A 25,580-nucleotide genomic window follows, 5' to 3' on the forward strand; every position below is an offset into this window, starting at 1 on the left:
GATGAAGCGCCGAACGCTGCTGCGGAGCGTCGCTGCGATGGCGGCGTTACGGCAGATCGGGGCCTGGGCGCAGGCATCCGCAGAGCCTTTGCTCAAGCGGCGCATTCCAGTCTCGGGCGCGGAGCTTCCGGTGATCGGTCTCGGCACTTCGGGGGCCTTCGAAGTCGGCGATTCGGCAGCCGAACGCGAGCCGCTTGCCGCGGTGCTCGATGATCTGCTGAAGCAGGCGGGCAGCGTCGTCGATACGGCGCCGAGCTATGGCAGCGCCGAAGCGGTACTCGGCTCGCTGCTCGCCGCAAGGGCCCAGCGCGAGCGCTGCTTTCTGGCGACCAAGATCTCGTCCTATTCACCGCAGGCCGCCAAGGCGCAGTGGCAGAATTCGCTCGCGCGTCTGCGCACCGACAAGGTCGAGCTGCTGCAAGTGCACAGCCTCGTCGACCTGCAGTCGAACCTGCGCTTCTTGCGCGAGCTGCAGCAGGCCGGCAAGACGCGCTACATCGGCGTCACGCACTACCGCGACGAGGCGCACGCGGAACTCGTCGACGTGGTGCGCAGAGAGAAGCTCGACTTCGTGCAGATCAACTATTCGGTGGTGTCGCGCTCGGTGGAGCGCGAGCTGCTGCCGCTGTGTGCCGATCGCGGGGTCGCCGTGCTCGTCAATCGCGCGTTCGAGGACGGGCGCCTGTTCGCGCAGGTGAAGGGCAGGCCGTTGCCGGAGTGGGCCGGCGAGATCGATTGCGAGTCCTGGGGCCAGCTCATGCTCAAGTTCGTGCTCGCGCAGCCGGCGGTCACCTGCGTCATTCCGGCCACGGCCAAGCCCCGCAACCTGCTCGACAACCTCGGCGCCGGTCGCGGGCGCATGGCCGACGCCAAGCAGGCGCAGCGGATCGCGGCGCTGTTCTGAGTTTCGGCTGCCGAGCGATCGCGAATCAGGGGCTCGGCCGTGGCTTGGCCCCGGCAGCCCGCTGGCTCACAATGCACGTCCCGAGCCGCCCGCCGGCTCTTTCCCGAAGCAGACCGCATTGACGATGAGCATCAAATCCGACCGTTGGATCAAGCGCATGGCCCGCGATCACCGCATGATCGAGCCTTTCGAGGAAGGCCAGGTGCGCACCCACAACGGCGGCCGCATCGTCAGCTACGGCACCAGCAGTTACGGCTACGACGTGCGCTGCGCGGACGAATTCAAGATTTTCACCAACATCAACTCGACGATCGTCGATCCGAAGGATTTCGACTCGAAGAACTTCGTCGACTTCAAGGGCGAGGTCTGCATCATTCCGCCGAACTCGTTCGCGCTTGCGCGCACGGTGGAGTATTTCCGCATCCCGCGCTCGGTGCTCACGATCTGCCTCGGCAAGAGCACGTATGCGCGCTGCGGCATCATCGTCAACGTGACCCCGCTCGAACCCGAGTGGGAAGGCCACGTCACGCTCGAGTTCTCCAACACCACACCGCTGCCCGCGAAGATCTACGCCAACGAAGGCGTGGCGCAGATGCTGTTCCTCGAATCCGATGAAGTCTGCGAAGTCAGCTACAAGGATCGTGGGGGCAAGTATCAGGGTCAGACTGGCGTGACGCTGCCGAAGACCTAAATTCGCTGCGGGTTTGCGCCGCGAAACCCACGATCGGGCGCCACTCGCTTAACGCTCCGATCCCGCGCGTTGCGCGGGGCCCTCGTCGCTGCTCGCGTCGCCACCGCTTGGGCAAGTACCAGGGCCAGACCGGCGTGACGCTGCCGAAGACTTGAAGCGCCGGGAATCGTAAAAGCGGGCTCCGGCTTCTACGATTCCCGTCTCCCGTCTCCCGTCTCCCGTCTCCCGTCTCCCGTCTCTTAGCGATAGCGCCGCAGAATCCGTTGGAAGAACTGGCTGTTCGGAATCTGCAGCATCGCCGCCGGCTTCTGCACGCCCTCTTCGTGGACTTCCTCGAGCGTGGTGTAGATCAGGTTGATGTCGATCACGCGGCCCTTGGCGCCGGGCTTGTCGCTGGCTTCGACGAGCTCGATCTGGTCGCCGATGCGGAACGAGCCGGTGATCGCGATGAGCAGCGTGCAGAAGATGTTCGACAGCACGCTCCAGGCCGCGAAGAACGCGACGGCCGCCACCGCGGCGAAGCCGGTGAACGCGGTCCACAGGACCGAGCCCGAAACACCGAAGCGCCCGAGTGCGGCCAGCACTGCGGCCAGGTAGATCAGAAAGCCGCTCAGGCGGCGCGTCATGATTACGACTTCACGCGGCAGGGCGTAGCGCTGGCCCAGGCGCTGAATGAGCTGGCGGACCAGCGTGCGTAGCAGCCAGGCGCCGACCAGGATCAACAGCACTTGAGTGGTCGGCACGATCACGTCGAGCCAATCGTGCGCCCAGGCGGGAAACCATTCTTTCATCGGTGAGACGCCGGTATTTGCAGCGGGCGCGCATTTTAGGCCGGATGGACCGGCTGCGTCCGTTGCCGAGGCCGCTCGCCGATATGGAGCAGGGTCCGGCCTGGAACGGCTTTCCCCGGCGGGTTCATGCCGTGCCTGCCTAGATCGTGATCGAGCATCAGGCCGGTCGGCAGCCGGGCCACTCGCGAGAGCGATCCATTTCCTGGGGAACTATGTCGAAGGCGCTCGGCACGACGACCGGTCCGCGAGTTCCATCGAGCGAGTTCGGGGGGCAGGTCGATGCCGCAGAGCTCCTGAAAGCCGCCAGGCATCGAGCCCCCGCTCCAATCAAGCGCCGTCGAGCCGCGCGATTGGTCGACGTGCCGCGTGGCGAGGTTCAGGTCGTCGAGCCCCACGGCGATCCCATGGCCTTCGCGCGCGGGTGTGATCCGGCAGGAAAACCCCGTCGCGGCAGGGCCCTGCTTCGGCTAGCCTCGCGCGCTTACTGATCATCCAACGAAGGTCTCGAATGTCTTGCAGCGGATTGCGTCGCCTGGCGGTGGTCGTCGGGCTGTCGTGCGCCGGTTTCTTCGGTTTCGGCAGCAGCGCGGCCTGGGCCGCGCCCGAGGAATTCGAGGTGCTGTTCCAGGGCGAGGTCGCCGGTTCGATGAAAGTCGAGCGCAAGGCCGATCGCATCGCGGTGGATTTCCGCTATCGGGACAACGGCCGTGGCCCGGATTACCAGGAAACCATCCGGCTCGACGCCGCCGGCCACCTGCTCGAATACCGCATCCAAGGCACTTCCACATACGGCGCCCCGACGCGTGAAAGCTTTGCGCGCACGGGCGCGCAGACGCGCTGGACCTCGATGGTCGACAGCGGCTCGGCCGTCACCAAGGAGCCGGCCGGCTACGTGCCGGTGGAAGCTTCGCCGTACATGACCGCGCTGCTCGTGCAGCAGGCGCTGACGATGCCCGAAGGCCGTATGGGCGTACTGCCGATGGGTTCGCTGCAGGTGCGCCGGCTGAAGGCGCTGCCGGCCAATGGGGCGATACCGGCGCTGGTGATGGTGGAAATGACCGGCCTCGATCTGCAGCCCGGTTATCTGTGGTTCACCGACGGCCCGCTGCCGCGCTTTTTCGCGATGGTCTCGCCGGGCTATGTCGCGATCCTGCCGCGCGGCAGTGCGAGCCTGGTCCAGGTGCTCGAAGCCGCGCAGCTCGAAGCCGAAGACGCCTGGGCCGGCGAGCTCGCGAACACGCTGCCGCACCATCTGCCCGAGCCCATCGTGATCCGCAACGCGCGCGTGTTCGATTCTGAAAACGCGCGCCTGTTGCCGGATCTGCACGACGTCTACGTGTTCCGCGGGCGTATCGCCGAGATCAAGCTCGCGGGCTCCGATGCGCGCGAACCGGGTACCGAGATCGATGCGCAGGGCCGGACGCTGTTGCCGGGGCTGTTCGATCTGCACGCGCACGAAGATCCCAACGCGAGCGCCCTGCAACTCGCGGCCGGCGTGACGACGGTGCGCGACATGGGCAACGACAACGATATGCTCGATTCGCTGGTCCGGCGCATCGAGGTCGGCGATCGCATCGGCGCGCGCATCGTGCCGGCCGGTTTCATCGAAGGACGCAGCGAGTTTTCGGCGCGCGGCGGCTTCGTCGTCGACAGCCTGCAGGAAGCCAAGAACGCGGCCGACTGGTACGCGCAGCGCGGCTACAAGCAGCTCAAGCTCTACAACTCGGTGAAGTCCGAATGGGTCGAGCCGCTGGCGACCTACGCGCACGACCAGGGCCTGCGCGTGAGCGGGCACATTCCGGCTTTCATGCGCGCCGAGGAAGCCGTGCGCGCCGGCTACGACGAGCTCACGCACATCAACCAGGTGCTGCTCAATTTCCTCGTGCAGCCCGGCGACGACACGCGGACGCTGCAACGCTTCTACCGCATCATGGAGAACGCGCATGCGCTCGACCTGAACTCCGAACCCGTGCGGCATTTCATCGACCTGCTCAAGCAGCGCGGCATTTCGGTGGATGCCACGCTTGCGGTGTTCGAGGACATGTATCAGCGCCAGGGACAGATGCACCCGAGCTACGCGATGGTGGCCGATCACTTTCCGCCCGCGATGCAGCGCACGCTGCGCAAGAGCTCGTTCGATGTCACGCCGGCCAACGTAGCGCGCTACAAGGCCTCGTACGACAAGATGGGCGAGATGGTCGTCGCGCTGCATCGCGCCGGGGTGCCGCTGGTCGCGGGCACCGATTACATCCAGGGTTTCACCTTGCATCGCGAACTCGAGCTCTACGTGCGCTACGGCATTCCGGCCGCCGAAGCGCTCAAGATCGCGACCTACAACGGCGCGCGCTACACCAACACACTCGATCGTCTCGGCACCATCACGCCCGGCAAGCTCGCCGACCTCGTGCTCGTCGACGGCGACCCGACGCGCGACATCAACGCGATCCGCTCACCGATGCTGACGATGCAACAGGGTGTGGTGTTCTTTCCGAACGAAATCTATCCGCGCTTCGGCATCCAGGCCTTCGTCGGCCAGCCGCTCATGAAGATTCACGAGGATCGGAATTCCGCCGAATCCAGGCCCTACGCACCGATGCGCCATCGTCATCACTGACGGGACGGCGCATCGGGCGGGCGACAGGAACGCTCAGGCTCGGTAGAGCTTCAGATACTCCGCGGCCGCGCGTTCCCACGAGAAATCGCGCTCCATGCCGGCGAGCTGCATCTGCTTCCAGACGCGCGGGTTGTTCTGCTTGAGTTCGATCGCGCGCTCCACGCCCCAGAGCACGCCGCCGATGTCGGCGTTCTCGAAATGCACGCCGGTGGCGCTGCCGTTGGCGATATTCTCGATGCTCGCATCGGTGACCGTGTCCGCGAGCCCGCCGGTGCGGCGCACGACCGGGATCGTGCCGTAGCGCTGGCTGTACATCTGGTTGAGTCCACAGGGTTCGAAGCGCGACGGCATCAGGAAGATGTCGGCGCCGGCCTCGACGAGATGCGCGAGCCGCTCGTCGTAGCGCAGGTGCGTGCCAACGCGGCCCGGATAGCGCGCGGTGGCGTCGCGCCAGCCTTGTTCCTGCTCCTTGTCGCCCGAGGCGAGCACCGCGAACTGCAGCCGCGGATGGCGGATCAGCAGTGCGTCGAGCGCGCCGAGCACGAGATCGCTGCCTTTCTGCTCGGCCAGCCGCGTGACGATGCCGACGACGGTCGCCTCGCTGTCCTCGGCGAGCCGCAGCTCGTGCTGCAGCGCCTTCTTGTTGGCGTTCTTGCCCTGCTTGAGGCTCGCCGGTGAAAAGCGCCGCGCGATGAGCTTGTCGGTGGCGGGCGACCAGGCCTCGGTTTCGACGCCGTTGACGATGCCGACGAGCTGGCCCGAGCGCCAGCGCAGCAGGCCGTCGAGCCCGTTGCCGTACTCGGGCGTCTGGATTTCGTGCGCGTAGTTCGGGCTCACCGTGGTGATAACGTCGGCGGCCGAAAGCCCGGCCTTCATGAAGTTGAAGCCGCCATGCATTTCGACGCCGTCGATGGACCAGAGCTGGCGCGGCAGGCCGAGGAAATCGAAGGCCTCGCGCCCGAACCAACCCTGATACGCGATGTTGTGGATCGTGAAGATCAGGCGTGGACGCGGGTTCTCGGTCGACAGCCAGGACAGCGCCGGGCCGGTCTGCCAGTCGTTGGCGTGCACCACGTCGGCGCGCCAGCCGGCAGCGCCGAGCGCAAGCCCGTGCACGGCCTCGCAGAAGCAGCCGAAGCGCCAGGCGTTGTCGGCGAAATCACGGCCGAACTCGTCGCGGTACGGATCGCCCGCGCGGTCGTAGAGATACGGCGCGTCGACCAGCCAGATCGTCAGCGAGGTGTTCGGGAGCTGGCCTTCGATCACGCGGAAATGCTGGCCGCGCAGGTGCAGGCTGCCGATCTCGCGGATGTTTTCGAGTTTGCCAGGCAGGCCGCGATAAGCCGGCAGCACCACGCGCACGTCGACGCCGGCACGGGTCAGGGCCAGCGGCAGGGCGTAGGCCACGTCGGCGAGACCGCCGGTCTTGATCAGCGGCCAGCATTCGCTGGCGGCGAAAAGCACGCGCATGAGGTGATCCGGGTCCTGGGTTCAGTTCATTGGGGCGGGGTTGCCCGTAGGATAGTGGCCGAGGGCTCGCCCTGCGACCCAAACCACCGCCGATCTCAGGCAAGGACTTCGACCGCGTGACCTCCAAAGTGCCCGCTGCGCTCGCCGATTTCGACCTGCATCTGTTTGGAGAAGGCCGGCACTGGCACGCCCAGGAATTTCTCGGGGCGCATGCTTCGGAGGCGCATGGCATCGCGGGAACGCGTTTTGCTGTCTGGGCGCCGCATGCCAAGGCCGTGAGCGTCGCGGGCGACTTCAATGCCTGGAGCCACACCGCGCATCCGCTGCGCGGCAGCGACAGCGGCGTCTGGGAAGGCTTCATCGCGGGCATCGGCTCTGGCGCGCTCTACAAGTTCGCGATCCAGACGCCGCACGGCGAATGGCTGCTCAAGTCCGATCCGTATGGCCGCCTGTTCGAAATGCGTCCCGCGACTTCGAGTGTGGTGGTCGCGCCATCGGCGCATGCCTGGACCGATGCGGACTGGATCGCGCGTCGCCGCGAAACCGATTGGCAGCGCGAGCCGGTTTCGATCTACGAGCTGCACCTGGGCTCCTGGCAGCGAAGTGCCGACGGCGCGTTTCTGAACTATCGCGAGATCGCGCGGCGGCTCGTTCCGTACGTGGTCTCGATGGGCTTCACGCACGTGGAGCTGCTGCCGGTATCCGAGCACCCGTTCGACGGCTCCTGGGGCTACCAGACCATCGGGCTCTACGCGCCGACGCGCCGCCATGGCGAGCCCGACGATTTCCGCTGGTTCGTCGATCACTGCCATGCGCACGGCATCGGCGTGATCCTCGATTGGGTGCCCGCGCATTTCCCGAAGGATGCGCACGGCCTGCGCCGCTTCGACGGCCTGCCGCTCTACGAGTATCCGGAACCGCATCGCGGCGAGCATCCCGAATGGGGCACGCTGATCTACGACTACGGTCGTCCGCAGGTGCGCAATTTCCTGATGTCCAACGCGCTGTACTGGATCGAGGAATTCCACCTCGACGGCCTGCGCGTCGACGCGGTGGCCTCGATGCTCTACCTCGACTACGGACGCAATCCGGGCCAGTGGCAGCCGAATCGGTACGGCGGCCGCGAGCATCTCGAAGCCGTGCAGTTCCTGCGCGACTTCAACCAGGCGATGCATGATGTGCATCCCGGCGCGCTCGTGATTGCGGAGGAATCCACCTCGTGGCCCGATGTCTCGGGCGCCGTGGAGTACGGCGGACTCGGCTTTTCGATGAAGTGGGACCTGGGCTGGATGCACGACTCGCTCGACTACTTCAAGCGCGACCCGATCCACCGGCGCTACCACGCCAACCACCTGACTTTCGGCTTCATGTACGCCTGGACCGAGCGCTTCGTGCTGCCGCTCTCGCATGACGAAGTCGTGCACGGCAAGAGCCCGCTAATCTACAAGATGCCCGGCGACGAGTGGCAGAAGTTCGCCAACCTGCGCCTGCTGTTCGTATTCATGTGGACGCGGCCCGGCAAGAAGCTGCTGTTCATGGGCGGCGAGTTCGCGCAGACGCGCGAATGGGATCACGACCGCGAACTCGACTGGTGGCTCGATCGGCAGCCGCTGCACGCCGGCGTGCGCGCGCTGATCGGCGATCTGAACCGCCTGCATCGCGAGCTGCCGGCGCTGCACGAGCTCGATGCGGAGCCGCAGGGCTTTACCTGGATCGACTGCAACAACGTCGACGAATCGATCTTCGTCTACCGGCGGCGCGACTCGGCCGGGCGCGAGGTGGTGATCGTGATCAATGCGACGCCGGTGGTGCGGACGAATCATCGGATCGCGTTGCCGAGCGCGGGCGTCTGGATCGAGCGGCTCAACTCCGACGCGCTGGCTTATGGTGGCAGTGGAGTGGGCAACTCGGGGCGCGTGGTGGCGGTCGAGGAGCCGTGGATGTCGCTGGACTGCAGTGCCTGGATTACGGTGCCGCCGCTGGGGGCTTTGGTGCTCGAGGGGCCGGGATGAGCTCTGTTGTTTGTGTCGTTGGGGCTGTTGTGAGCTGAGGGCTTTTGGCCTTCCCGGCCGGGGCTTACTTTCTTTGCTCCTGCAAAGAAAGTAAGCAAAGAAAGCAGGCCCCGAGTCCGCGCCCGTTCGTCGCGGAGCGACGAACGGGTCCCCGGCTGGAGCGACGTGCTCGGGGTCGCTTCGACGCGACATCCTGTCGCGACGAAGCTCAGGCGGACGTCCTGTCCGGCTGCCCCGCTGCGCGCGCCGCTCCGGCCGGCGCTGCCAGGGGGTGAACATCTACGCAACGGCACAACGGCACGCAACGGTGCTGCCGTTGCTTTTGACTTTGATCCCTTGTGAGGCACCGAGCAGCGGAGCGCGCGCAGGGGTCGGCGGGCAGGGATGTCCGCCGAGTTTCGTCGCGACCAGAATGTTGCCTCGCGTCGAAACTCTTGCCCCGAGCACGTGAGCAGCGCAGGGGACTTTCGCGTAGCGAAAGTGCGTCACCAGGGTGTGCGCTCGATGCCTACTTTCTTTGCACAAGCAAAGAAAGTAGGGCCCGACCGGCGAGGTCGAAAGCCATCAGGGCACAGCTGGCCTAGCCACCAGCCGCCAGCGCCCAAACCTCGCTAAAGTCCGCCGCCGTCTTTTTGACACGCCCTCCCCAGCACCCCTGGCCCAGGACTTGTACTGGCAGGCCAAACGCCGACTCTCCGGCGTGCGGAGCCGCCACATGAACTCAGCCCTCTGGGTCGCCAAGACCGGTCTCGATGCGCAGCAGACGCGCATGGCCGTCGTCTCCAACAACCTCGCCAACGTCAATACGACGGGTTTCAAGCGCGGGCGCGCCAACTTCGAAGACCTGCTCTACCAGAACGTGCAGACCGCCGGCGCCCAGAGCAGCACGCAGACGCAGCTGCCGACGGGGCTGTCGATCGGCACCGGCGTGCGCATCGGGGCGACCGAGAAGATGTTCGCGCAGGGCAATCTGCTGCAGACCAACAACTCGCTCGACCTGGCGATCAACGGCCGCGGCTTCTTCCAGATCCTGATGCCGGACGGCACCATGTCGTACTCGCGTGACGGCAGCTTTGCGCTCGACAGCCAGGGCCAGGTCGTCAACGACCAGGGCTTTCCGCTGCAGCCGGGCCTGCAGATTCCGCAGGGCGCGCAGGACGTCAGCATCTCGGCCGACGGCATCGTCTCGGTGACGCTCGCAGGGCAATCGACGCCGCAGCAGGTCGGTTCGCTGACGCTGGCCGATTTCATCAACCCGGCCGGCCTGCAGCCGCGCGGGGACAATCTCTATGCGGAGACCGCGGCTAGCGGTTCGCCGCAGACCGGCACGCCGGGGCTCAACGGCATCGGCTCGCTTGCGCAGGGCTCGCTCGAATCCTCGAACGTCAACGTCGTCGAGGAAATGGTCAGCATGATCGAGACGCAGCGCGCCTACGAGATGAACTCGAAGGCGATCTCGACCACCGATCAGATGCTGCAATTCATCACCAGCAATCTGTAAGGCCATGCGCGCTTTGCTCCTCACCGCGATCGCCCTCGCGATCAACGTTCCGCTGGTCGGCTGCGCCGCGAATGCGAGCCGGCCCGTGGTCGAGACCTCGGCACCGAGCTTGCCGGTGGCGAGCGTCGAGCCGGGCGCCATCTACTCGAGCGGCGGCGGACTCGCGCTGTTCGAGGACAACAAGGCGCGCAACGTCGGCGACGTGCTGACCGTGGTGCTCGTCGAGAGCACGCAGGCGAAGAAATCGGCGGCGACGAGCACGAGCAAGAAGCAGGATGTTTCGCTCGGCGACATCAGCGCCTTCGGCAAGGACCTGACCTACGGCGTCGGCTTCAACGGCGATCGCAGCTTCGCCGGCAAGGGCGATACGAGCCAGAGCAATTCGCTGTCGGGCAGCGTCACCGTGACCGTGGTGCAGCGCTATGCCAACGGTAACCTGCTGGTGCGCGGCGAGAAGCAGTTGCAGCTGAATCAGGGCTCCGAAGTGGTCAAGCTCGAAGGCCTGGTGCGCGCGGCCGACATCAGCACCGCCAACACGGTGTCGTCGGATCGCGTCGCCAACGCGCGCGTGACCTATGCGGGGCGCGGAGCGCTCGCCGATTCGAATGCGCAGGGCTGGCTCGCGCGCTTCTTCTCTTCGCCCTGGATGCCGTTCTGATGAACAAGCTCAAGATCATCATGAGTGTTGCGCTTGGCGTGCTCGCATCGAATGCACACGCCGAGCGCGTCAAGGATCTGGCGAGCGTGCAGGGCGTTCGCACGAATCATCTGGTCGGCTACGGCCTGGTCGTCGGCCTCGACGGCACCGGCGACCAGACCACGCAGGCACCGTTCACCGTACAAAGCCTCAAGAGCATGTTGCAGCAGCTCGGCGTAACGGTTCCGCCCAACGTCAATCCGCAGCTCAAGAACGTTGCGGCGGTTGCGCTGTCCGCCGAGCTTCCGCCGTTTTCCAAGCCCGGCCAGATGATCGATGTCACGGTTGCCTCGATCGGCAATTCGGGTTCGCTGCGCGGCGGCGCGCTGCTGATGGCGCCGCTCAAGGGCGCGGACGGCCAGGTCTATGCGATCGCGCAGGGCAACGTCGTCGTCGGGGGCCTCGGGGTGTCGGGCAAGGACGGCTCGCGCGTGAGCGTGAACGTGCCGAGCGCCGGCCGCATTCCGAACGGCGCGTCGGTGGAACGCTCGGTGCCGGGCGCCTTCGATGGCGCCGGCGATCTGCTGCTGAACCTGCACACGCCGGATTTCACCACCGCCGCGCGGCTCGCCGACGGCATCAACAACGCGCTGCATTCGCCGGTGGCGCGTGCGCTCGATCCGGTGACGGTGTCGGTGCAGGCGCCGAGCGATTCGAACCAGCGCGTGCTGTTCATGGCCTCGCTCGAAGCCATCGACGTGAGCCCCGGCGATGCGCCGGCGCGCGTGATCGTCAACTCGCGAACGGGCACCGTCGTCATCAGCAGCCTCGTCACCGTGAGGCCCGCCGCAGTCGCCCACGGCAGCTTGTCGGTGACGATCGCCGAGCGTCCCATCGTGAGCCAGCCTTCCGCGTTCTCGGATGGCCAGACCGTCGTCGTTCCGCAATCCGCGATCGAAGTGACGCAGTCGGGCGGAACGATGTTCAAGTTCGCCTCGGGCGTGAATCTCGACGACATCGTGCGCGCGGTGAACCAGATCGGCGCCGCGCCGGGTGATCTCGTCGCGATCCTCGAAGCGCTCAAGCAGGCCGGCGCGCTGCGCGCTGAGCTCGTGGTCATCTGAGCGCCGATCGCCATGTCCGCCCAGCCGGTCAATGCACTCGATTTCTCGCAGTACGCGGGATTGCGTGCGGCCGCCCAGCAGAACGATCCGGCCGCGCTCAAGCAGGCGGCGCAGCAGTTCGAGGCGCTGTTCATGCAGATGATGCTCAAGAGCATGCGCGACGCGCTGCCGGGCGATTCCACGCTCGGAAGCCAGGGCGATTTCTACACGGGCCTCTACGATCAGCAGCTGTCGACGACGCTGGCGAGCGGCAAGGGCATGGGCCTGGCCGACCTGCTCGTCAAGCAGCTCGCGCAGTCCTCGAGTGCGCCGGGCGCGGCTTCGGCGTCGGTGAATTCCGCCAGCTCGATCGCGGCGTATACGAAGACCGCGAAGAGCGCCGGCATCAGCGAATCCGGCGAAGCCGGCGCTTGCGAATGGACGCCCGGCGATGCCGACAGCTTTCTCGATGCGATCCGTCCGCATGCCGAAAAGGCAGCGCAGGCGCTCGGCGTTCCGACGCGCGCGATCATGGCCCAGGCCGTGCTCGAGACCGGCTGGGGACGCCGCATTCCGCGCGACACCGACGGCCGGCCGACGCTCAATCTGTTCGGCATCAAGGCCGGTTCGAGCTGGAGCGGCAAGACCGTCGAAACCGCAACGAAGGAATACGTCGACGGTGGGTTCCGCAACGAATCCGCGAGCTTCCGCGCCTATGGATCGCTGTCCGAAACCTTCGACGATTACGTCCGGTTCCTGAGCCGCAATCCGCGCTACGTCGACGCCCTGCGCGAGGACAGCGTCGGCGGTTTCGCGCAGGGCCTGCAGAAAGCCGGCTATGCGACCGACCCGGCCTACGCGCACAAGATCGTCGATGTCGCCAACAGCCGCGACATGAGTGCTGCGCTGACGCGTGGCAAGCCGCGCCTCCATAGCGTCTAGGAGAACACATGAGCTCCGATCTGCTCGGTATCGGTTCTTCCGCGCTGATGGCGTATCGCGCGGCGCTCAACGTCACGGGCCAGAACGTCGCCAACGCGAACACCGCGGGCTACACGCGCCAGCGCATCGAGCTGCAATCGAGCACGCTCGGCACGACCGCGGCCGGCGTCAGCGTGCGCAGCATCGCGCGGCTCGGCGATCAGCTCGTCACGCAGCGGCTCATCGCGCAGGACAGCGGCCATTCGCGCATCGCCACCTTGTCGTCGCAGGCCGCGCAGACCGACGGCTGGCTGTCGGGTTCGACGACGGGCCTGTCGCAGCCGCTCGAGAATTTCTTCGACGCGATCAACAGCCTCGCGGCAAGTGCCTCGTCGACGGCGTCGCGCCAGGTGGTGCTGCAGGGCGCGCAGACGCTGGCGTCGCGCTTCAACGATCTGCAGGCCAGTTTCAACACCAGCGATCGCGACGTCGATGCGCGCCTGGTCGATGCGACCTCGACGATCAACGTGCTGGCCAAGCAGGTCGCGACACTCAACCAGCGCATCAGCGAAGCGACGACGACCACCCCGGGCCGGACGCCGAACGAGCTGCTCGACCAGCGTGACCAGCTCGTGCGCAAGATCGCCGAGCAGGTCGGCATCGAGACGAGCACGGCCGACGACGGCTCGGTCAACATTTCGCTCGGCAGCGGGCAGCCGCTCGTGCTCGGCAACCAGGCATCGACCTTGAGCGTCGCGAACGACGAATTCGGCCGTCCGCGCGAGCTGATGCTGAGCGGCGGTGGCGGCGCTCCGGTTTCGGTCAGCAACCAGGTTTCGGGCGGCGTGATCGGCGGCCTGCTCGATTATCGTCGCGAAGTGCTCGATCCGGCGATGGCGCGGCTCGGCAGCATGGCGGCGGCCTTCGCTTCGGCGATCAACGCGCAGCACGCCGAAGGCATGGATCAGTTCGGTCAGATGGGTGGCGATCTGTTCACGATGCCGACCGGCACGGTCAGCGCCGCGAGCGCCAACACCGGCACCGCGAAAATCGCGGCCGCCTTGAGCGACGTCGACACCGCGGGCGCCCAGGACTATGTGCTGGGCTACGACGGCGCGCGCTGGAACATGAGCAGCGTGAGCAGCGGTGCTTCGATCGCGCTGAGCGGCAGCGGCACGGCCGACGATCCGCTCGTCGGTGGCGGCCTGAGCCTGACGCTGAGCGGCAGCGCGAACGCCGGCGATCGCTTTCTCGTGCAAGCCACGCACAGCGCGGCCGGCCAGCTCAAGCTCGCGATCAGCGATCCGGCGCGGCTCGCGGCCTCGAGCCCCGTGCGCACGAGTGTCGGTGCGACCAATACGGGCGTTGCGACGATCGGCACGCCCGAAGTGCTCGATGCGGGCAACGCTTCGCTGCTGAGCGATGCGACGATCGCGTTCACCTCGGCCGATCGCTTCACGATCAATGGCGGTGGCGACTACGCGTACACATCGGGCGGCGCGATCGAATTCAACGGCCTGCGCGTGCAGATCAGCGGAACGCCCGCGAGCGGCGATACGTTTTCGCTGAGCCGCAGCGACGGCAGTTCGGGCGACAACGGCAACGCGGTGTCGCTCGCGGCGATCGCCGACCTCGGCCTGCTCGACGGCGGCCGCTTGAACCTGGCGGGCGCCAACAGCGCGCTGGTTTCGAAAGTCGGTTCGCAGGCCGCGCAGGCGAGCGTGCAGCTCGATGCGCAGACCACGCTGCGCTCGCAGCTGCAGAGCGAGCGCGATTCGCTGTCCGGCGTGAATCTCGACGAAGAAGCCGCCGATCTCATGCGCTATCAGCAGGCCTACCAGGCGGCCGCGCAGGTGGTGTCGATGGCGAACACGCTGTTCGATTCGCTGCTCGCGGCCGTGCGGCGATAAGGGAGTTCAACGATGAGCATTCGGGTCACCAGCGCGGGTATGGCGGAGCAGGGCATCGCGGTGATGCAGGCGCAGATGCAGGCGCTGTCGAAGGTGCAGACGCAGCTCGCGACCGGCCAGCGCTTCCAGCGCGCGGGTGAAGATCCGGTCGCGGCGGGGCAATCGCTCAACATCGAGAAGGCGCTTGCGGACATCGGCCGCTGGAAGAGCAACATCGGTTCGGCGAACGACCGCTTGTCGCTCGAGGAGACCACGCTCGCGAGTTCGGTCGCCACGCTCGATCGCGTGCGCCAGCTCGCCTTGCAGGCCAACTCCGACACGCTGAGCGATTCCGATCGCGCCTCGATCGCCAAGGAGATGAAGGAGCGCCTGAGCGAGCTCGTGGCGCAGGCGAATACGCGCGACGGGCAGGGCGTCTACCTGTTCTCGGGCAGCCGCAGCGACAGCCGGCCGTTCGAGCGCACCGCGGGCGGCGTGCGTTATCAAGGCGACACCCTGAGCGCCTCGCTGCCGATCGGCTCCAATCGCAACGTCGCGCTGAGCGACAACGGCCAGGACGTCTTCATGACCTTGGCGTCGGGCGACGGCCGGCTCACGGTCGGCGCGGGAACCGCGAACAAGGGGCTCGCGAGCGTGCAGGACGTGCACTTCACCGATGCGAGCCAGTGGGACGGCGGCCGTTATCGCGTGCGCATCGACGATGGCCAGTACAGCGTGCTCGATGCGAACGACGGCGTGGTGGCCGGCGGCCGCTACGAATCGCAGGTCGCGATCCAGTTCCGCGGCGCTTCGATCACGCTCGTCGGCGAGCCGTCCGATGGCGACGAATTCACGCTGGGCCCAAGCCGGCAGCAGGACGTCTTCAGCACCGTGCAGAACCTCGTCGACCTGGTCTCGAGCGGCGGCCGCAGCCCGGCGCAGCGCACGCAGGACCAGACGCGCATGTTCGACGCGCTCAAATCGCTCGACACCGCGATCGATCATCTCGGCAACGTGCGGGGCGGCGTCGGCGCCAGGCTCAATGCCATCGAAGACGCCGAGGCCCAGCTCGACACGCGTTCGACGCAGTTGCAGGAGCGGCTGGCCGGCTTGCGCGAGGCCGATTACATCGAAACGGCGGCACGCCTGTCGCAAACCGAAACCGCGTTGCAGGCCGCGCAGCAGAGTTATCTGAAGGTTCAGGGGCTCAGCCTGTTCGACTACATGAAGTGACCCCTTCGTTCCGGGCGGTTGGGGTGGCGGCGCGCTCGTCGCTACTATGGCGGCATGAACGATAGAACCAGCTCAGGCGCCGTGTTCGAAGTGCGCCGCTACCCCGTCCCGGGCGGCATCGCAGTCACCGCCGACGTCGGCGGCGACCCGCGCCACCCGGCCGTCATCCTGACCCACGGCGGCGGCCAGACCCGGCATTCCTGGCACGGCGCGATGCGCGAGCTCATCGCCCAGGGCTACCACGTCATCAATCTCGATGCGCGCGGCCATGGCGACAGCGACTGGTCGCCGGATGGCGTCTATTCGGTCGAGCTGCTTTCCGACGATCTCAAGGCGGTGATCGCCACGCTGCCGAACGCGCCGGCGCTCGTCGGCGCCTCGATGGGCGGCATCACCTCGCTCCATGCGGTCGGCACCAGCGATCGGCGCATCGCCAGCGCGCTGATCCTCGTCGACGTGGTGCCGCGCGTGGAGGCGACCGGCGGCGCCAAGATCATGGCGTTCATGCGTGCCAGGCCCGAAGGCTTCGCGAATCTCGAGGAAGCGGCCGACGCGGTCGCCGCCTACAACCCGCATCGTCCGCGCCCGCGCGACATCTCCGGGCTCATGAAGAACCTGCGTCTGCGCGAAGACGGCCGGCTGCATTGGCACTGGGACCCGCGCTTCCTGAGCATGGACCCGCCCGAGCCGCCGATCGTCACCGAGCGCCTGCTCGAGGCCGCGGCCCGCGTGCGCGAGCCGACGCTGGTGGTGCGCGGCCTGCAGAGCGACATCGTGTCCGAGGCCGGCATCGAGGAGTTCCGCCGCTACCTGCCGACGCTCGAAGTCTTCGATGTGCCGGGAGCCGGGCACATGGTCGCGGGCGATCGCAACGACGCGTTCAACCAGGGCGTCACCGACTTTCTGCGCCGGCATCATCCGGCGCGCTGAGCGCCGGGGCGTTTTGCACTGGACTTCGAGGCCGGCCAGCAGAATGCCGGGCCCGGCCCGGTCGCCGAAAAAATAGTCAGGGTCCCGGCGCCGTCCGCCGATGCGGCTCCCGACGCAGGCACCGCTTTTGCGTATGGAGGTGACGATCCTGCCGAGGCGACGCCATGACCACCCTGCGCGAAAGCACCCATACCGACCTTCCGATCGCCATCGGCCTGCTTCCGGTTCGCACCAACGGCCAGCTCGGCGACGGCGTCGACGCCAGGGCCCTGGTCGACCTGATCGATCGCTGCCTCGAGCACGGCAGCGCCGAGAAGCGCCGTCATTACATCGATGAAATCGTCGTTCGCACCGAAGCCTGCGTAGACGCCGGCGTGATCGAGGCGATGACCTCCGACGATGCGCTGCCGATGCATTGGGCTCACCTGAAGGACATCACCGACGAGATGACGCGCGTGCCGCTGGGTTCGCGCCGGCTCGACCAGTGCCTGGGCCGTCTCAAGCTCGCTCTGCGACATATGTCCGGCGGCCCGTTCTCGGCCTGAAAGCAGCTACGGGTGCCGGTCGTCGGCCGGCTTGGAGCCCGCCAGCGCCGTTGTGACAAAAGCATTGACGATTGGTGGCACGCTCACTAGAATCCCGCCTCCCTACGGCAGCCCCTGACTTTCCGAAGTCTGCTGCCACCGCTCGGAAACGTCTTTTGGAGCAGCCGATGTACGCCGTCATCAAGACCGGAGGCAAGCAGTATCGCGTTGCCGCTGGCGAACAGCTCAAAGTGGAAAGCCTGGTTGCCGAAGTCGGCGCGACCATCTCCTTCGAACAGGTTCTCCTGGTCGGCGAAGGCGAAAGCGTCAAGGTCGGCGCTCCGTTCGTTTCGGGTGGTGTCGTGACCGCTGAAGTGGTCCGTCACGGCCGTGGCGACAAGATCCGCATCATCAAGCACCGTCGCCGCAAGCACTATCACAAGGAACAGGGCCACCGCCAGAACTTCACGGAAGTGAAGATCACCGGCATCTCGGCCTAAGTCCAGACTCAAGATTTCGGAGCACAGTCATGGCACACAAAAAAGCAGGCGGTAGTACCCGCAACGGTCGCGATTCCAAGTCCAAGCGTCTTGGCGTGAAGCTGTTCGGCGGTCAGGCCGTCATCGCAGGCAACATCATCATCCGTCAGCGTGGCACGCAGTATCACGCTGGCACCGGCACCGGCATCGGCAAGGATCACACGATCTTCGCCAAGGTCGATGGCAAGATCGCTTTCGTGGCCCGTGGCCCGAAGAACCGCACCTACGTGGACGTCGTCGCGGCTTAAAGCCCGGCGCCACGCAAGGTGCAAAGAGCCCCGTCTCGACGGGGCTTTTTTGTGGTCGGAGTATTGCAATGAAATTCGTCGACGAAGCGCTCATCGAGGTTTACGCCGGTGATGGTGGCAACGGCTGCGTGAGCTTTCGGCGCGAGCGCGCGATTCCGTTCGGAGGACCGGACGGCGGTGACGGCGGTGACGGCGGCAGCGTCTACGCGGTGGCCGATTACAACCTCAACTCGCTGGCCGATTTCCGCTTCACGCGCGTGTTCCGCGCCCAGCGTGGAGAGAACGGCCAGACCTCGGAATGCACCGGCCACGGTGGCGCGGATCTCGAAATTCCGATGCCGCTCGGCACGCTGATCTACGACACCTCGACCGAGGAACTGATCGGCGAGCTCACGCGTCGTGGCAGCCGCATCAAGATTGCGCAAGGCGGCTTCCATGGCCTGGGCAACAAGCGATTCAAGTCGAGCACCAACCGGGCTCCGCGAAAATCGACGCCGGGTTCTCCGGGCGAACAGCGCGAGCTGCGGCTCGAGTTGTCGCTGATGGCCGATGTCGGGCTGCTCGGCATGCCCAACGCGGGCAAGTCGACCTTGCTGTCCTCGGTGTCGGCTGCGCGCCCGAAGATTGCGGACTATCCGTTCACGACGCTGTATCCGCAGCCCGGCGTGGTCGCGGTCGGCGAGCATCGCTCGTTCGTGATGGTCGACGTGCCGGGGCTCATCGAAGGCGCTGCCGACGGCGCGGGGCTCGGCATCCGCTTCCTCAAGCATCTGCAACGCACGCGACTGCTGCTGCACATGGTCGATGTGATGCCGCCCGATGGCAGCGACATCGCCGAGAACATTCGCGTGATCAACGCCGAGCTCGCCGAGTTCAGCGAAGAACTGTCGAGCCGCGAGCAGTGGCTGTGCTTCAACAAGATCGACGTGCTCGCGCCCGAAGAACGCCAAGAGCTCATCGACAGGACGCTCGCCGAACTCGACTGGCAGGGCCGCTGGTTCGCGATCTCGGCGGCGACGCGCGAAGGCTGCGACGTGCTCGCCCGCGAGGCGATGGCCTGGGTCGAGGCGCATGCGCCGGTCATCGAAGACGAGCCAGAAGACGAGCCGGAAGTGATGCCGGAGCGTCCGCCGCACGAGCAGCAGCTGTCCGACGAAGACGACGACAACCAGTAAAGGCTGCATGGACCGTCAAACCCTGACCCGCGCCAAGCGCTGGGTGATCAAGATCGGCAGCTCGCTGGTGACCGCCAAGGGCCAGGGGCTCGACCGCGAGGCCATCGCCGACTGGTGCGCGCAGATCGCCGCATTGCGCGCCGAAGGCCGGCAGATCGTGCTGGTGTCATCGGGCGCGGTCGCCGAGGGAATGGCCCGACTCGGGCTCAAGAAGCGCCCAAGCATCCTGCACGAGCTGCAGGCGACGGCCGCGGTCGGGCAGATGGGCTTGGTGCGTGCCTGGGAGCTCGGTTTCGAGGCGCACGGCCTGCGCGCGGCGCAGATCCTGCTCACGCATGAGGACGTGGCCGATCGCGGCCGCTACCTCAATTCGCGCAGCACGCTGACGACCTTGCTCGAATTCGGCGTGGTGCCGGTGGTCAACGAGAACGACACGGTCTCGACCGATGAAATCCGCCTCGGCGACAACGACACGCTCGGGGCGATGACGGCCAACCTCATCGAGGCCGACCTGCTGGTGATCCTGACCGACCAGGAAGGCCTGTTCGATGCCGATCCGCGCAACAACCCGGACGCCAGGCTGGTGTCCGAGGCTTCGCTCGCCGAGCCGCAGCTCGCGGCGATGGCCGGCGACAGCAAGGGCGTGCTCGGTCGCGGCGGCATGCGCACCAAGCTTTCAGCGGCTCACATCGCGGCGCGCAGCGGTGCGGCGACGGTGATCGCGCACGGTCGCGCGCCCGAGGCGCTGCTGCAGATCGCGCGCGGTCAGGCGATCGGCAGCCTGCTCAAGCCCGCGCAAACGGTGATGGCGGCGCGCAAGCGCTGGATTGCGGGCCAGCTGCAGGTTCGCGGTCAGCTGCATCTCGACGAGGGCGCCGTGCAGGTGCTGCGCGCGCAGGGCAAGAGCCTGCTGCCGGTCGGCGTGAAACGCGTCGAAGGGCAGTTCGATCGTGGCGACCTGGTCGCCTGCCTCGATCCCGAAGGGCGTGAGATCGCGCGCGGCCTCGTCAACTACGGGCACGTCGAAGCGCTGCGCATCCTCGGCGCCAAGCGTGAAGAGCTCGCGCAGCGGCTCGGCTATCCGGGCGAGCCCGAGCTCGTGCATCGCGACAATCTGGTTCTGGTCTAGCGCCCGAAAGCGAACGTCGTCGTCGAGACGACGTATCCTTGGGCGCTCCGGCACTTCGCTGCCGCTGCATCGACTCCAAGATCCAAGGATGAAAAAGACGCTCCTGCTGCTCGCCGGCCTGCTGATCTCCTCGCAGGCTTTGGCCGAAACCATCACGCAGCAATCCGGCTGGGCCGGCTGGAACGGCAGCTTCAAATTCAGTGAGCACTGGGGTTCACTGAGCGACGTTCAGATTCGCTCGGGTGACAACTGGGCCGACACGCAGAACCTGATGTTCCGGCCCGGGCTCACGTACTTCATCAATTCGCGCAGCAACTTCACGGTCGGCTATCTCTGGAACGGCACCTTGAACACGCCGGGCCACGATCTGGTCGAACACCGCATCTGGCAGCAGTACATTTACACGCAACAGCTCGGCTCGGTGCCGCTCACGCATCGCTTGCGCCTGGAGCAGCGATTCATCGAGCAGGCTTCGGGCGGTGACCGGCGCTTCGCACAGCGCCTGCGTTACTTCGCGCGTTCGGTGATCCCGCTCGGGCACCCGGACGGCGCGTTCACGCGCGGGCCTTTCATCGGGCTGCAGAACGAAATCTTCTTCAACGTCCAGCACCGCGATGCAGTCAACGGCGCCTTCTTCGACCAGAATCGCGCCTACCTTGCGGGCGGCTATCGACTCAGCAAGCAGATCGATCTCGAGCTCGGCTATCTGAACCAGTACATCAACGGCCGCGTCAACGACACGCTCAACCACGTCGTGCAGTTCGCGCTGTATACGCGATTTTGACGCGGTTTTGAGGCGGCTCTGACGCGCCGATGGCGTGCGCGCATTGCGCGAGCACGCCATCGATTTGCAGTATCGATCAAAAGCGCAAGGTCGCTCCCGCCATCACGGAACGCTCGGCGCCCGGGCGCAGGCCGTTGACGTGGTCGGTGACGTAGAGCTTGTCGCTCAGGTTGCGTCCCTGCAGCCACAGCGTCGTGCGCGGCTTGCTGCCGAAGCTGTAGCTCGCGCGCGCCGAGAAAATCGTGTGGCTTGCGACTTCGCCGAGTACGGCGGGTTCGCGGATTTCGATGTTGTCGCCGGCTTGCAGTGGAACGCCGTCTTCGTCGGCGAGCGTGCGGTTGCGCGTGTTCGCCAGATCGGTGAAGAAGCTGCCGAAGTGACTCGCGGTGGCGCTGATCTCCCAGCCCGCACGATGCGCGATGCCGAGCGTGAGGCTGCCCGCATTGAGCGGCACTTCGGGAACGCGATTGCCGTCGAGTTCACCTGCGGTGAATTCGGCGCGCGTGTAGTTGTAGGCGAGTTCGGCGAACGGAGCGAGGCCGCTGTGCGTGTCGGCCGGTGAAAGCCCGAGACGAAGGCCCAGGTCGATGCCGTAGGCGATCGAATCTTCCGCGTTGACGACCAGGTTTTCGCCGTCGATCGTGTATGGCTCCTGCACCACGGTGTCGCGAATCACGTTGTAGAACACCGCGCCGTCGATGCGCAGCGAGCGCGCAGGCGCGGTGCGAAAACCGACCTGCGAATTGATGCCGGTCTCGGGCTTGAGCGGAAATTCTTCGGCCGTGCGAGCGAACGCCGGCGTGTAGCCGCGCGCGACGTTGCCGTAGAGCTGCGTGCGTTCATCGAGATCGTAAAGCGCCGCGATACTGGGCAGTACGAGCGTGTGATCGTCGGCTTGGCGCTCGTTGATGAGGGTGTCGGCTTCGAACTTGAGATCCTTGCTCTGCGTGTAGTGCTCGACGCGAACGCCCGGTGTGATCGACAGCCGGCCGAAGCGCAGGGTGTCCTGGAAAAAGCCGGAAACCGCCGAGGCCTGGTACTTCTCGAGCATCGCTTCTTCGAACTCGTTCTCGCCGAAGTAGTGGCCGCGATTGTTCACGTTGAGCACTTCGCCGACGTCTCCGAAAGACTCCGCGTTGTCGAGGAAATGCCGCTCGAAGCGTATGCCCCACTGCAGGTCGTGGCGGGTGCCGAAAGCCCACAGGTCCGAGAGCTGCATGCGCGAATCGACGCCGTAGGTGTTGTACTGGCGGCTGCGGCTGATCATCACGCCGCTTTGTCCGCGTACGAATTGGCGCGCGGGATCGTCGTAGACGAAGTCGGGCAGGGCATCGAGCTCGATTTCATCGGGGTCGACCGTGAAGCGCGGACGATCGATGTCGGTGGCGAACAGACTCGTCGACATCGACAGCCGCTCGCTGATCTGGAAATCGTGCGTGAGCGCGTACTTCTGGTAGTCCACCGCCATGGTGTTGTACTGCTGGCCGAAGCGATCGCGCTTGCGGCGCGGGGCCAGATCGAACTCGATCGGCGTCAGATTGCTCTCGTCGTAATGCGAGCGCTCGCGCAGGTACGTGGCAGAGGCGCTGAGCGTCTGCCGCGACGACAAGGCCCAGTCGGCGCGCGCGTAGAAGTCGTCGAACTGCGTGTCTTCGGTGTCGAACACGCCATCGGCATTCATGCCCGTGTACGAGAACACGGTGCCGAGCGCGCCGTCGGTGCGCGAGTGCATCAAATGCCGCTTGAAGCTGCCGAGATTGCCGCCGGCCGCTTCGACCGTGGTCTGCGGCGTCAGCGTCGGGCGCTGGTTGATGAAGTTGACGATGCCGTGATTGTTGAGCGGACCGTGCAGCACATGGCCGGCGCCCTTGAGCACGTCGATGCTCTGCAGGCGCTCGACCGGCGGCGTGTAGTGCGCGCTCGGATCGAGATAGGCCGAGGCGTTGATCGGCACGCCGTCTTCGAGCAGCAAGGTCTTGCGCGAGCGACGCGACGGGGCGCCGCGAACGCCGATGCTCGATCGGCGGCCGAGTGCGTCGTCGTCGATATGGCGCAGGCCCGGAATGAAATCGAGCGCATCGTGCAGCGTGTACGGACGCAGGGCGTCGATCTGCTCGGCGCTCAGGCGCGCGGCGGCGCCGGGCGTTTCATCGATATGGTCGGGCAGGCTGCCTTCGACGTTGATCGGCGCCAACAGAACCGTTGGAGGCTCATGGGTCGCGCCGGACTGAGCCGGCGTGGCGGCGGCGCGTCTGCGGCGGTCTTCCGATTCCTGGGCCGAGGCCCCGTCCATTGCGCCGCACAGTCCGGCGAACATGACCAGCGCCCCACGCGTGGCGAGTGACATCGCTTCCTCCCTTTGCCTTGCGGCATCTCATCGGTTCCTTGACGAGGGGCAGAGTAGGAAAGCGGGGTGCGCCGGTAATCGGGAAGTTCTCCCGATTTGGAATCCGGGACAAACGCCGGACAAACGAAAACGCGGGCCTTGCGGCCCGCGTCGTACCACTTTCAGCAGAACGGCGTCAGATCAGGCGAGAGCCTTGATGTGCGCGATCAGGCGGCTCTTGTGGCGAGCGGCCTTGTTCTTGTGGATCATGCCGCGGTCGGCGTAACGATCGAGAACCGGCACCATTTCCTTGTAGGCGGCTTCGGCAGCGGTCTTGTCCTTGGCGTCGAGGGCCTTGACGACCTTCTTGACGTAGGTGCGGATCATCGAGCGCTGGCTCGCATTGCGGGCACGGGCTTTCTCGGACTGACGTGCGCGCTTGCGGGCGCTAGCGGTGTTGGCCAAAGTGAAACTCCAAAAATGAGGCGACAAATCGAAGGGGCGCTAGTATTGTGATCGACCCCCTGGTTGTCAATCTTCCCGACGGCCGAAAAGCTCGTCCAGACGGCCTCGCATGTCCCGATCCCTGCTCAAATCCACGAGTATCGTCAGCGGCCTGACGCTCGCCTCGCGCGTGCTCGGCCTGGTTCGCGAGATTACGCTCGCCCGGGCTTTCGGCGCCGGACCGCTGCTCGATGCCTTCTTCGTCGCGCTGATGCTGCCCAATCTGGGCCGCCGCATCTTCGCCGAAGGCGCGTTCTCGCAGGCCTTCGTGCCGGTGTTCACCGAGACCCACAAGAGCCAGCCGCACGAGGAGGTGCGCGATCTGGCCGCGGTGGTCATGGGCACGCTCGGCGGCGTGCTCGCGCTGGTGACCCTGATCGGCTGCCTCGCGGCTCCGCTGCTGGTCTGGGCCTTCGCGCCGGGCTTTCGTTCCGACCCGGCGCAGGAAGCGCTCGGGGCCGATCTGCTGCGCTGGACCTTTCCTTATCTGATGTTCATTTCGCTGACCTCGATGGCGGGCAGCATCCTGAACAGCTATGGGCGCTTCGCGGTTCCGGCCGCGGCGCCGGTGATCCTGAACCTCTGCATCATCGGCTCGGCCTGGATTTCGGCCGATTCGGTCATGGTGCTGGCCTACGCGGTATTTCTGGCCGGGGTGCTGCAGCTGCTGTCACAGCTGCCTTCGCTGGCGCGGCTGCGATTGTTGCCCGCCCCGAAGTTTTCGCTGCGCGACGCGCGCGTGAAGCGCATCGCCGGTCTGATGCTGCCGGTGGTGATCGGCTCGTCGGTGGCGCAGGTGAGCCTGCTGCTCAACACGAGCCTGGCGACGCTGATCGCCGACGGCGCGGTGAGCTGGCTCAATTTCGGCAGCCGCCTGATGGAGTTCCCGACCGGCATCTTCGCGATCGCGGTCGGCACGGTGATCCTGCCGGCGCTGTCGGCCAGGCACACCGATCGCTCGCCCGAGCAGTTCTCGGCGACCCTCGACTGGGGCCTGCGCACGATGCTGCTGCTCGGCCTGCCGTCGGCCGCGGGCCTGATCGTGCTCGGCGGGCCGCTGACGGCGACCCTGTTCGGCCACGGCCGCTTCGGCGCGCACGACGTGCTCATGACGACCTGGACGGTCTGGGCCTACGGCTTCGGCTTCATGGGCTTCGCGCTCGTGAAGGTGCTGGTGCCGGGCTTCTACGCGCGCCAGGAGACCAAGCTGCCCGTACGTTTCGCGACCATCGGCCTGTTCTGCGGCATGGCGCTGAGCCTGACCACCTTCCTGGTCTCGCGCCGGCTCGGCGTCGAGGGCGCGCACGTCGGCCTGGCGCTGTCGACCTCGCTGACGGCCTGGGTCAATTCGATCCTGCTGTATCGCCGGTTGCGTCGCGACGGCATCTACACGCCTTCGGCCGGCTGGATGCGGTTCGGCGCGCAGCTGTTCGTCGCCACCGCGCTGATGGCGATCGTCGCCTGGGCCGGCGCGCGAACCGACTGGATGGCCCTGCCGGTGACCGGCCGCGTGCTGCGACTGTCGGCGACGGTGACGGTCTGCGGGCTCGCCTACTTCGGCAGCCTCGGGCTCATGGGCCTGCGCCCGCGGCATCTGCTGATGGGGCGACGCGGCGGAGCGGTATAATTTCGGCCCTTCCTTGTTCCGGCACGCC

At 66.3% G+C, this 25,580-nt stretch carries 22 protein-coding genes; 18 read left to right on the plus strand and 4 right to left on the minus strand.

What is annotated here, in order from left to right; genetic code table 11:
- Position 1 precedes the first annotated feature (1 nt).
- Positions 2-904: an aldo/keto reductase gene (locus WQQ_RS15685; RefSeq protein ID WP_007186204.1), complete on the plus strand. Its 903-nt coding sequence runs from the start codon at positions 2-4 to the stop codon at positions 902-904.
- Between the two features lie 124 nt (positions 905-1,028).
- Positions 1,029-1,595 carry a dCTP deaminase gene (dcd, locus tag WQQ_RS15690; RefSeq protein ID WP_040454237.1) on the plus strand — a complete coding sequence of 189 codons (567 nt, stop codon included), beginning with the start codon at positions 1,029-1,031 and terminating at the stop codon, positions 1,593-1,595.
- A gap of 239 nt (positions 1,596-1,834) precedes the next feature.
- On the opposite strand, the gene WQQ_RS15695 is transcribed toward dcd, so the two are convergent.
- A complete protein-coding gene (locus WQQ_RS15695) occupies positions 1,835-2,386 on the minus strand; it encodes a mechanosensitive ion channel family protein (protein WP_007186206.1) in 552 nt (183 codons plus the stop codon).
- 508 nt (positions 2,387-2,894) lie between these two features.
- On the opposite strand from WQQ_RS15695, the gene WQQ_RS15700 reads away from it, so the two are divergent.
- The gene (locus tag WQQ_RS15700) at positions 2,895-5,000 is read left to right on the plus strand and encodes an amidohydrolase family protein (RefSeq protein WP_007186208.1); all 2,106 of its coding nucleotides are present in this window, start codon (positions 2,895-2,897) and stop codon (positions 4,998-5,000) included.
- Positions 5,001-5,033: 33 nt separating this feature from the next.
- Here the strand turns inward: WQQ_RS15700 and glgA are convergent, their stop codons facing one another.
- Positions 5,034-6,470 (minus strand): glycogen synthase GlgA, encoded by a 1,437-nt coding sequence (gene glgA, locus WQQ_RS15705; RefSeq protein WP_007186209.1) that lies wholly within the window; start codon positions 6,468-6,470, stop codon positions 5,034-5,036.
- Between the two features lie 116 nt (positions 6,471-6,586).
- Here glgA and glgB point away from each other — a divergent pair, with 116 nt between their 5' ends.
- The 14 genes from glgB (at position 6,587) to WQQ_RS15775 (ending at position 21,095) form a co-directional block, all read left to right on the plus strand.
- Positions 6,587-8,482, plus strand: coding sequence for a 1,4-alpha-glucan branching protein GlgB (gene glgB / locus WQQ_RS15710; protein ID WP_007186210.1), 1,896 nt, complete (start codon positions 6,587-6,589; stop codon positions 8,480-8,482).
- A 715-nt stretch (positions 8,483-9,197) separates the two neighbouring features.
- Entirely contained in the window at positions 9,198-9,983 is a 786-nt protein-coding gene (flgG, locus tag WQQ_RS15715; protein WP_007186211.1) for a flagellar basal-body rod protein FlgG, read from the plus strand.
- A 4-nt stretch (positions 9,984-9,987) separates the two neighbouring features.
- Positions 9,988-10,641, plus strand: a complete 654-nt coding sequence (gene flgH, locus WQQ_RS15720; protein ID WP_007186212.1) for a flagellar basal body L-ring protein FlgH — start codon at positions 9,988-9,990, stop codon at positions 10,639-10,641.
- On the plus strand, positions 10,641-11,744 hold the full coding sequence (locus WQQ_RS15725) for a flagellar basal body P-ring protein FlgI (RefSeq protein WP_007186213.1): 1,104 nt from the start codon (positions 10,641-10,643) through the stop codon (positions 11,742-11,744). The genes flgH and WQQ_RS15725 overlap by 1 nt, the downstream gene beginning before the upstream one ends.
- Positions 11,745-11,756: 12 nt before the next feature.
- A complete protein-coding gene (flgJ, locus tag WQQ_RS15730) occupies positions 11,757-12,665 on the plus strand; it encodes a flagellar assembly peptidoglycan hydrolase FlgJ (protein WP_007186214.1) in 909 nt (302 codons plus the stop codon).
- Positions 12,666-12,673: 8 nt separating this feature from the next.
- Complete coding sequence (gene flgK / locus WQQ_RS15735; protein WP_007186215.1) at positions 12,674-14,554, plus strand: flagellar hook-associated protein FlgK; 1,881 nt, start codon at positions 12,674-12,676, stop codon at positions 14,552-14,554.
- A 12-nt stretch (positions 14,555-14,566) separates the two neighbouring features.
- Entirely contained in the window at positions 14,567-15,766 is a 1,200-nt protein-coding gene (gene flgL, locus WQQ_RS15740; protein WP_007186216.1) for a flagellar hook-associated protein FlgL, read from the plus strand.
- A gap of 54 nt (positions 15,767-15,820) precedes the next feature.
- A complete protein-coding gene (locus tag WQQ_RS15745; RefSeq protein WP_040454650.1) occupies positions 15,821-16,696 on the plus strand; it encodes an alpha/beta fold hydrolase in 876 nt (291 codons plus the stop codon).
- Positions 16,697-16,860: 164 nt separating this feature from the next.
- Positions 16,861-17,241 carry a hypothetical protein gene (locus tag WQQ_RS15750; protein WP_007186218.1) on the plus strand — a complete coding sequence of 127 codons (381 nt, stop codon included), beginning with the start codon at positions 16,861-16,863 and terminating at the stop codon, positions 17,239-17,241.
- 167 nt (positions 17,242-17,408) lie between these two features.
- Positions 17,409-17,720: a 50S ribosomal protein L21 gene (gene rplU / locus WQQ_RS15755; protein ID WP_007186219.1), complete on the plus strand. Its 312-nt coding sequence runs from the start codon at positions 17,409-17,411 to the stop codon at positions 17,718-17,720.
- Between the two features lie 29 nt (positions 17,721-17,749).
- Entirely contained in the window at positions 17,750-18,007 is a 258-nt protein-coding gene (rpmA, locus tag WQQ_RS15760) for a 50S ribosomal protein L27 (protein ID WP_007186220.1), read from the plus strand.
- Between the two features lie 68 nt (positions 18,008-18,075).
- The gene (gene cgtA, locus WQQ_RS15765) at positions 18,076-19,182 is read left to right on the plus strand and encodes an Obg family GTPase CgtA (RefSeq protein WP_007186221.1); all 1,107 of its coding nucleotides are present in this window, start codon (positions 18,076-18,078) and stop codon (positions 19,180-19,182) included.
- A gap of 7 nt (positions 19,183-19,189) precedes the next feature.
- On the plus strand, positions 19,190-20,311 hold the full coding sequence (proB, locus tag WQQ_RS15770) for a glutamate 5-kinase (RefSeq protein WP_007186222.1): 1,122 nt from the start codon (positions 19,190-19,192) through the stop codon (positions 20,309-20,311).
- Positions 20,312-20,399: 88 nt separating this feature from the next.
- Positions 20,400-21,095, plus strand: a complete 696-nt coding sequence (locus tag WQQ_RS15775) for a DUF2490 domain-containing protein (RefSeq protein ID WP_007186223.1) — start codon at positions 20,400-20,402, stop codon at positions 21,093-21,095.
- A 76-nt stretch (positions 21,096-21,171) separates the two neighbouring features.
- Here WQQ_RS15775 and WQQ_RS15780 read toward each other — a convergent pair whose 3' ends face one another.
- On the minus strand, positions 21,172-23,442 hold the full coding sequence (locus tag WQQ_RS15780) for a TonB-dependent receptor family protein (protein ID WP_083844589.1): 2,271 nt from the start codon (positions 23,440-23,442) through the stop codon (positions 21,172-21,174).
- Between the two features lie 180 nt (positions 23,443-23,622).
- The gene (gene rpsT, locus WQQ_RS15785) at positions 23,623-23,886 is read right to left on the minus strand and encodes a 30S ribosomal protein S20 (protein WP_007186226.1); all 264 of its coding nucleotides are present in this window, start codon (positions 23,884-23,886) and stop codon (positions 23,623-23,625) included.
- A gap of 109 nt (positions 23,887-23,995) precedes the next feature.
- Between rpsT and murJ the strand changes: the two genes are divergently transcribed.
- Positions 23,996-25,552 (plus strand): murein biosynthesis integral membrane protein MurJ, encoded by a 1,557-nt coding sequence (gene murJ / locus WQQ_RS15790; RefSeq protein WP_007186227.1) that lies wholly within the window; start codon positions 23,996-23,998, stop codon positions 25,550-25,552.
- Positions 25,553-25,580: the final 28 nt, after the last annotated feature.

Origin of the sequence: Hydrocarboniphaga effusa AP103 (assembly GCF_000271305.1) — a bacterium.
Taxonomy (GTDB): domain Bacteria; phylum Pseudomonadota; class Gammaproteobacteria; order Nevskiales; family Nevskiaceae; genus Hydrocarboniphaga; species Hydrocarboniphaga effusa.

Coding starts and splice junctions, on each gene's coding strand:
- WQQ_RS15685 (WP_007186204.1), top strand. CDS start 2: ATGAAGCGCCGAACGCTGCTGCGGAGCGTCGCTGCGATGGCGGCGTTA.
- dcd (WP_040454237.1), top strand. CDS start 1,029: ATGAGCATCAAATCCGACCGTTGGATCAAGCGCATGGCCCGCGATCAC.
- WQQ_RS15695 (WP_007186206.1), bottom strand. CDS start 2,386: ATGAAAGAATGGTTTCCCGCCTGGGCGCACGATTGGCTCGACGTGATC.
- WQQ_RS15700 (WP_007186208.1), top strand. CDS start 2,895: ATGTCTTGCAGCGGATTGCGTCGCCTGGCGGTGGTCGTCGGGCTGTCG.
- glgA (WP_007186209.1), bottom strand. CDS start 6,470: ATGCGCGTGCTTTTCGCCGCCAGCGAATGCTGGCCGCTGATCAAGACC.
- flgG (WP_007186211.1), top strand. CDS start 9,198: ATGAACTCAGCCCTCTGGGTCGCCAAGACCGGTCTCGATGCGCAGCAG.
- flgH (WP_007186212.1), top strand. CDS start 9,988: ATGCGCGCTTTGCTCCTCACCGCGATCGCCCTCGCGATCAACGTTCCG.
- WQQ_RS15725 (WP_007186213.1), top strand. CDS start 10,641: ATGAACAAGCTCAAGATCATCATGAGTGTTGCGCTTGGCGTGCTCGCA.
- flgJ (WP_007186214.1), top strand. CDS start 11,757: ATGTCCGCCCAGCCGGTCAATGCACTCGATTTCTCGCAGTACGCGGGA.
- flgK (WP_007186215.1), top strand. CDS start 12,674: ATGAGCTCCGATCTGCTCGGTATCGGTTCTTCCGCGCTGATGGCGTAT.
- flgL (WP_007186216.1), top strand. CDS start 14,567: ATGAGCATTCGGGTCACCAGCGCGGGTATGGCGGAGCAGGGCATCGCG.
- WQQ_RS15745 (WP_040454650.1), top strand. CDS start 15,821: ATGAACGATAGAACCAGCTCAGGCGCCGTGTTCGAAGTGCGCCGCTAC.
- WQQ_RS15750 (WP_007186218.1), top strand. CDS start 16,861: ATGACCACCCTGCGCGAAAGCACCCATACCGACCTTCCGATCGCCATC.
- rplU (WP_007186219.1), top strand. CDS start 17,409: ATGTACGCCGTCATCAAGACCGGAGGCAAGCAGTATCGCGTTGCCGCT.
- rpmA (WP_007186220.1), top strand. CDS start 17,750: ATGGCACACAAAAAAGCAGGCGGTAGTACCCGCAACGGTCGCGATTCC.
- cgtA (WP_007186221.1), top strand. CDS start 18,076: ATGAAATTCGTCGACGAAGCGCTCATCGAGGTTTACGCCGGTGATGGT.
- proB (WP_007186222.1), top strand. CDS start 19,190: ATGGACCGTCAAACCCTGACCCGCGCCAAGCGCTGGGTGATCAAGATC.
- WQQ_RS15775 (WP_007186223.1), top strand. CDS start 20,400: ATGAAAAAGACGCTCCTGCTGCTCGCCGGCCTGCTGATCTCCTCGCAG.
- WQQ_RS15780 (WP_083844589.1), bottom strand. CDS start 23,442: ATGTCACTCGCCACGCGTGGGGCGCTGGTCATGTTCGCCGGACTGTGC.
- murJ (WP_007186227.1), top strand. CDS start 23,996: ATGTCCCGATCCCTGCTCAAATCCACGAGTATCGTCAGCGGCCTGACG.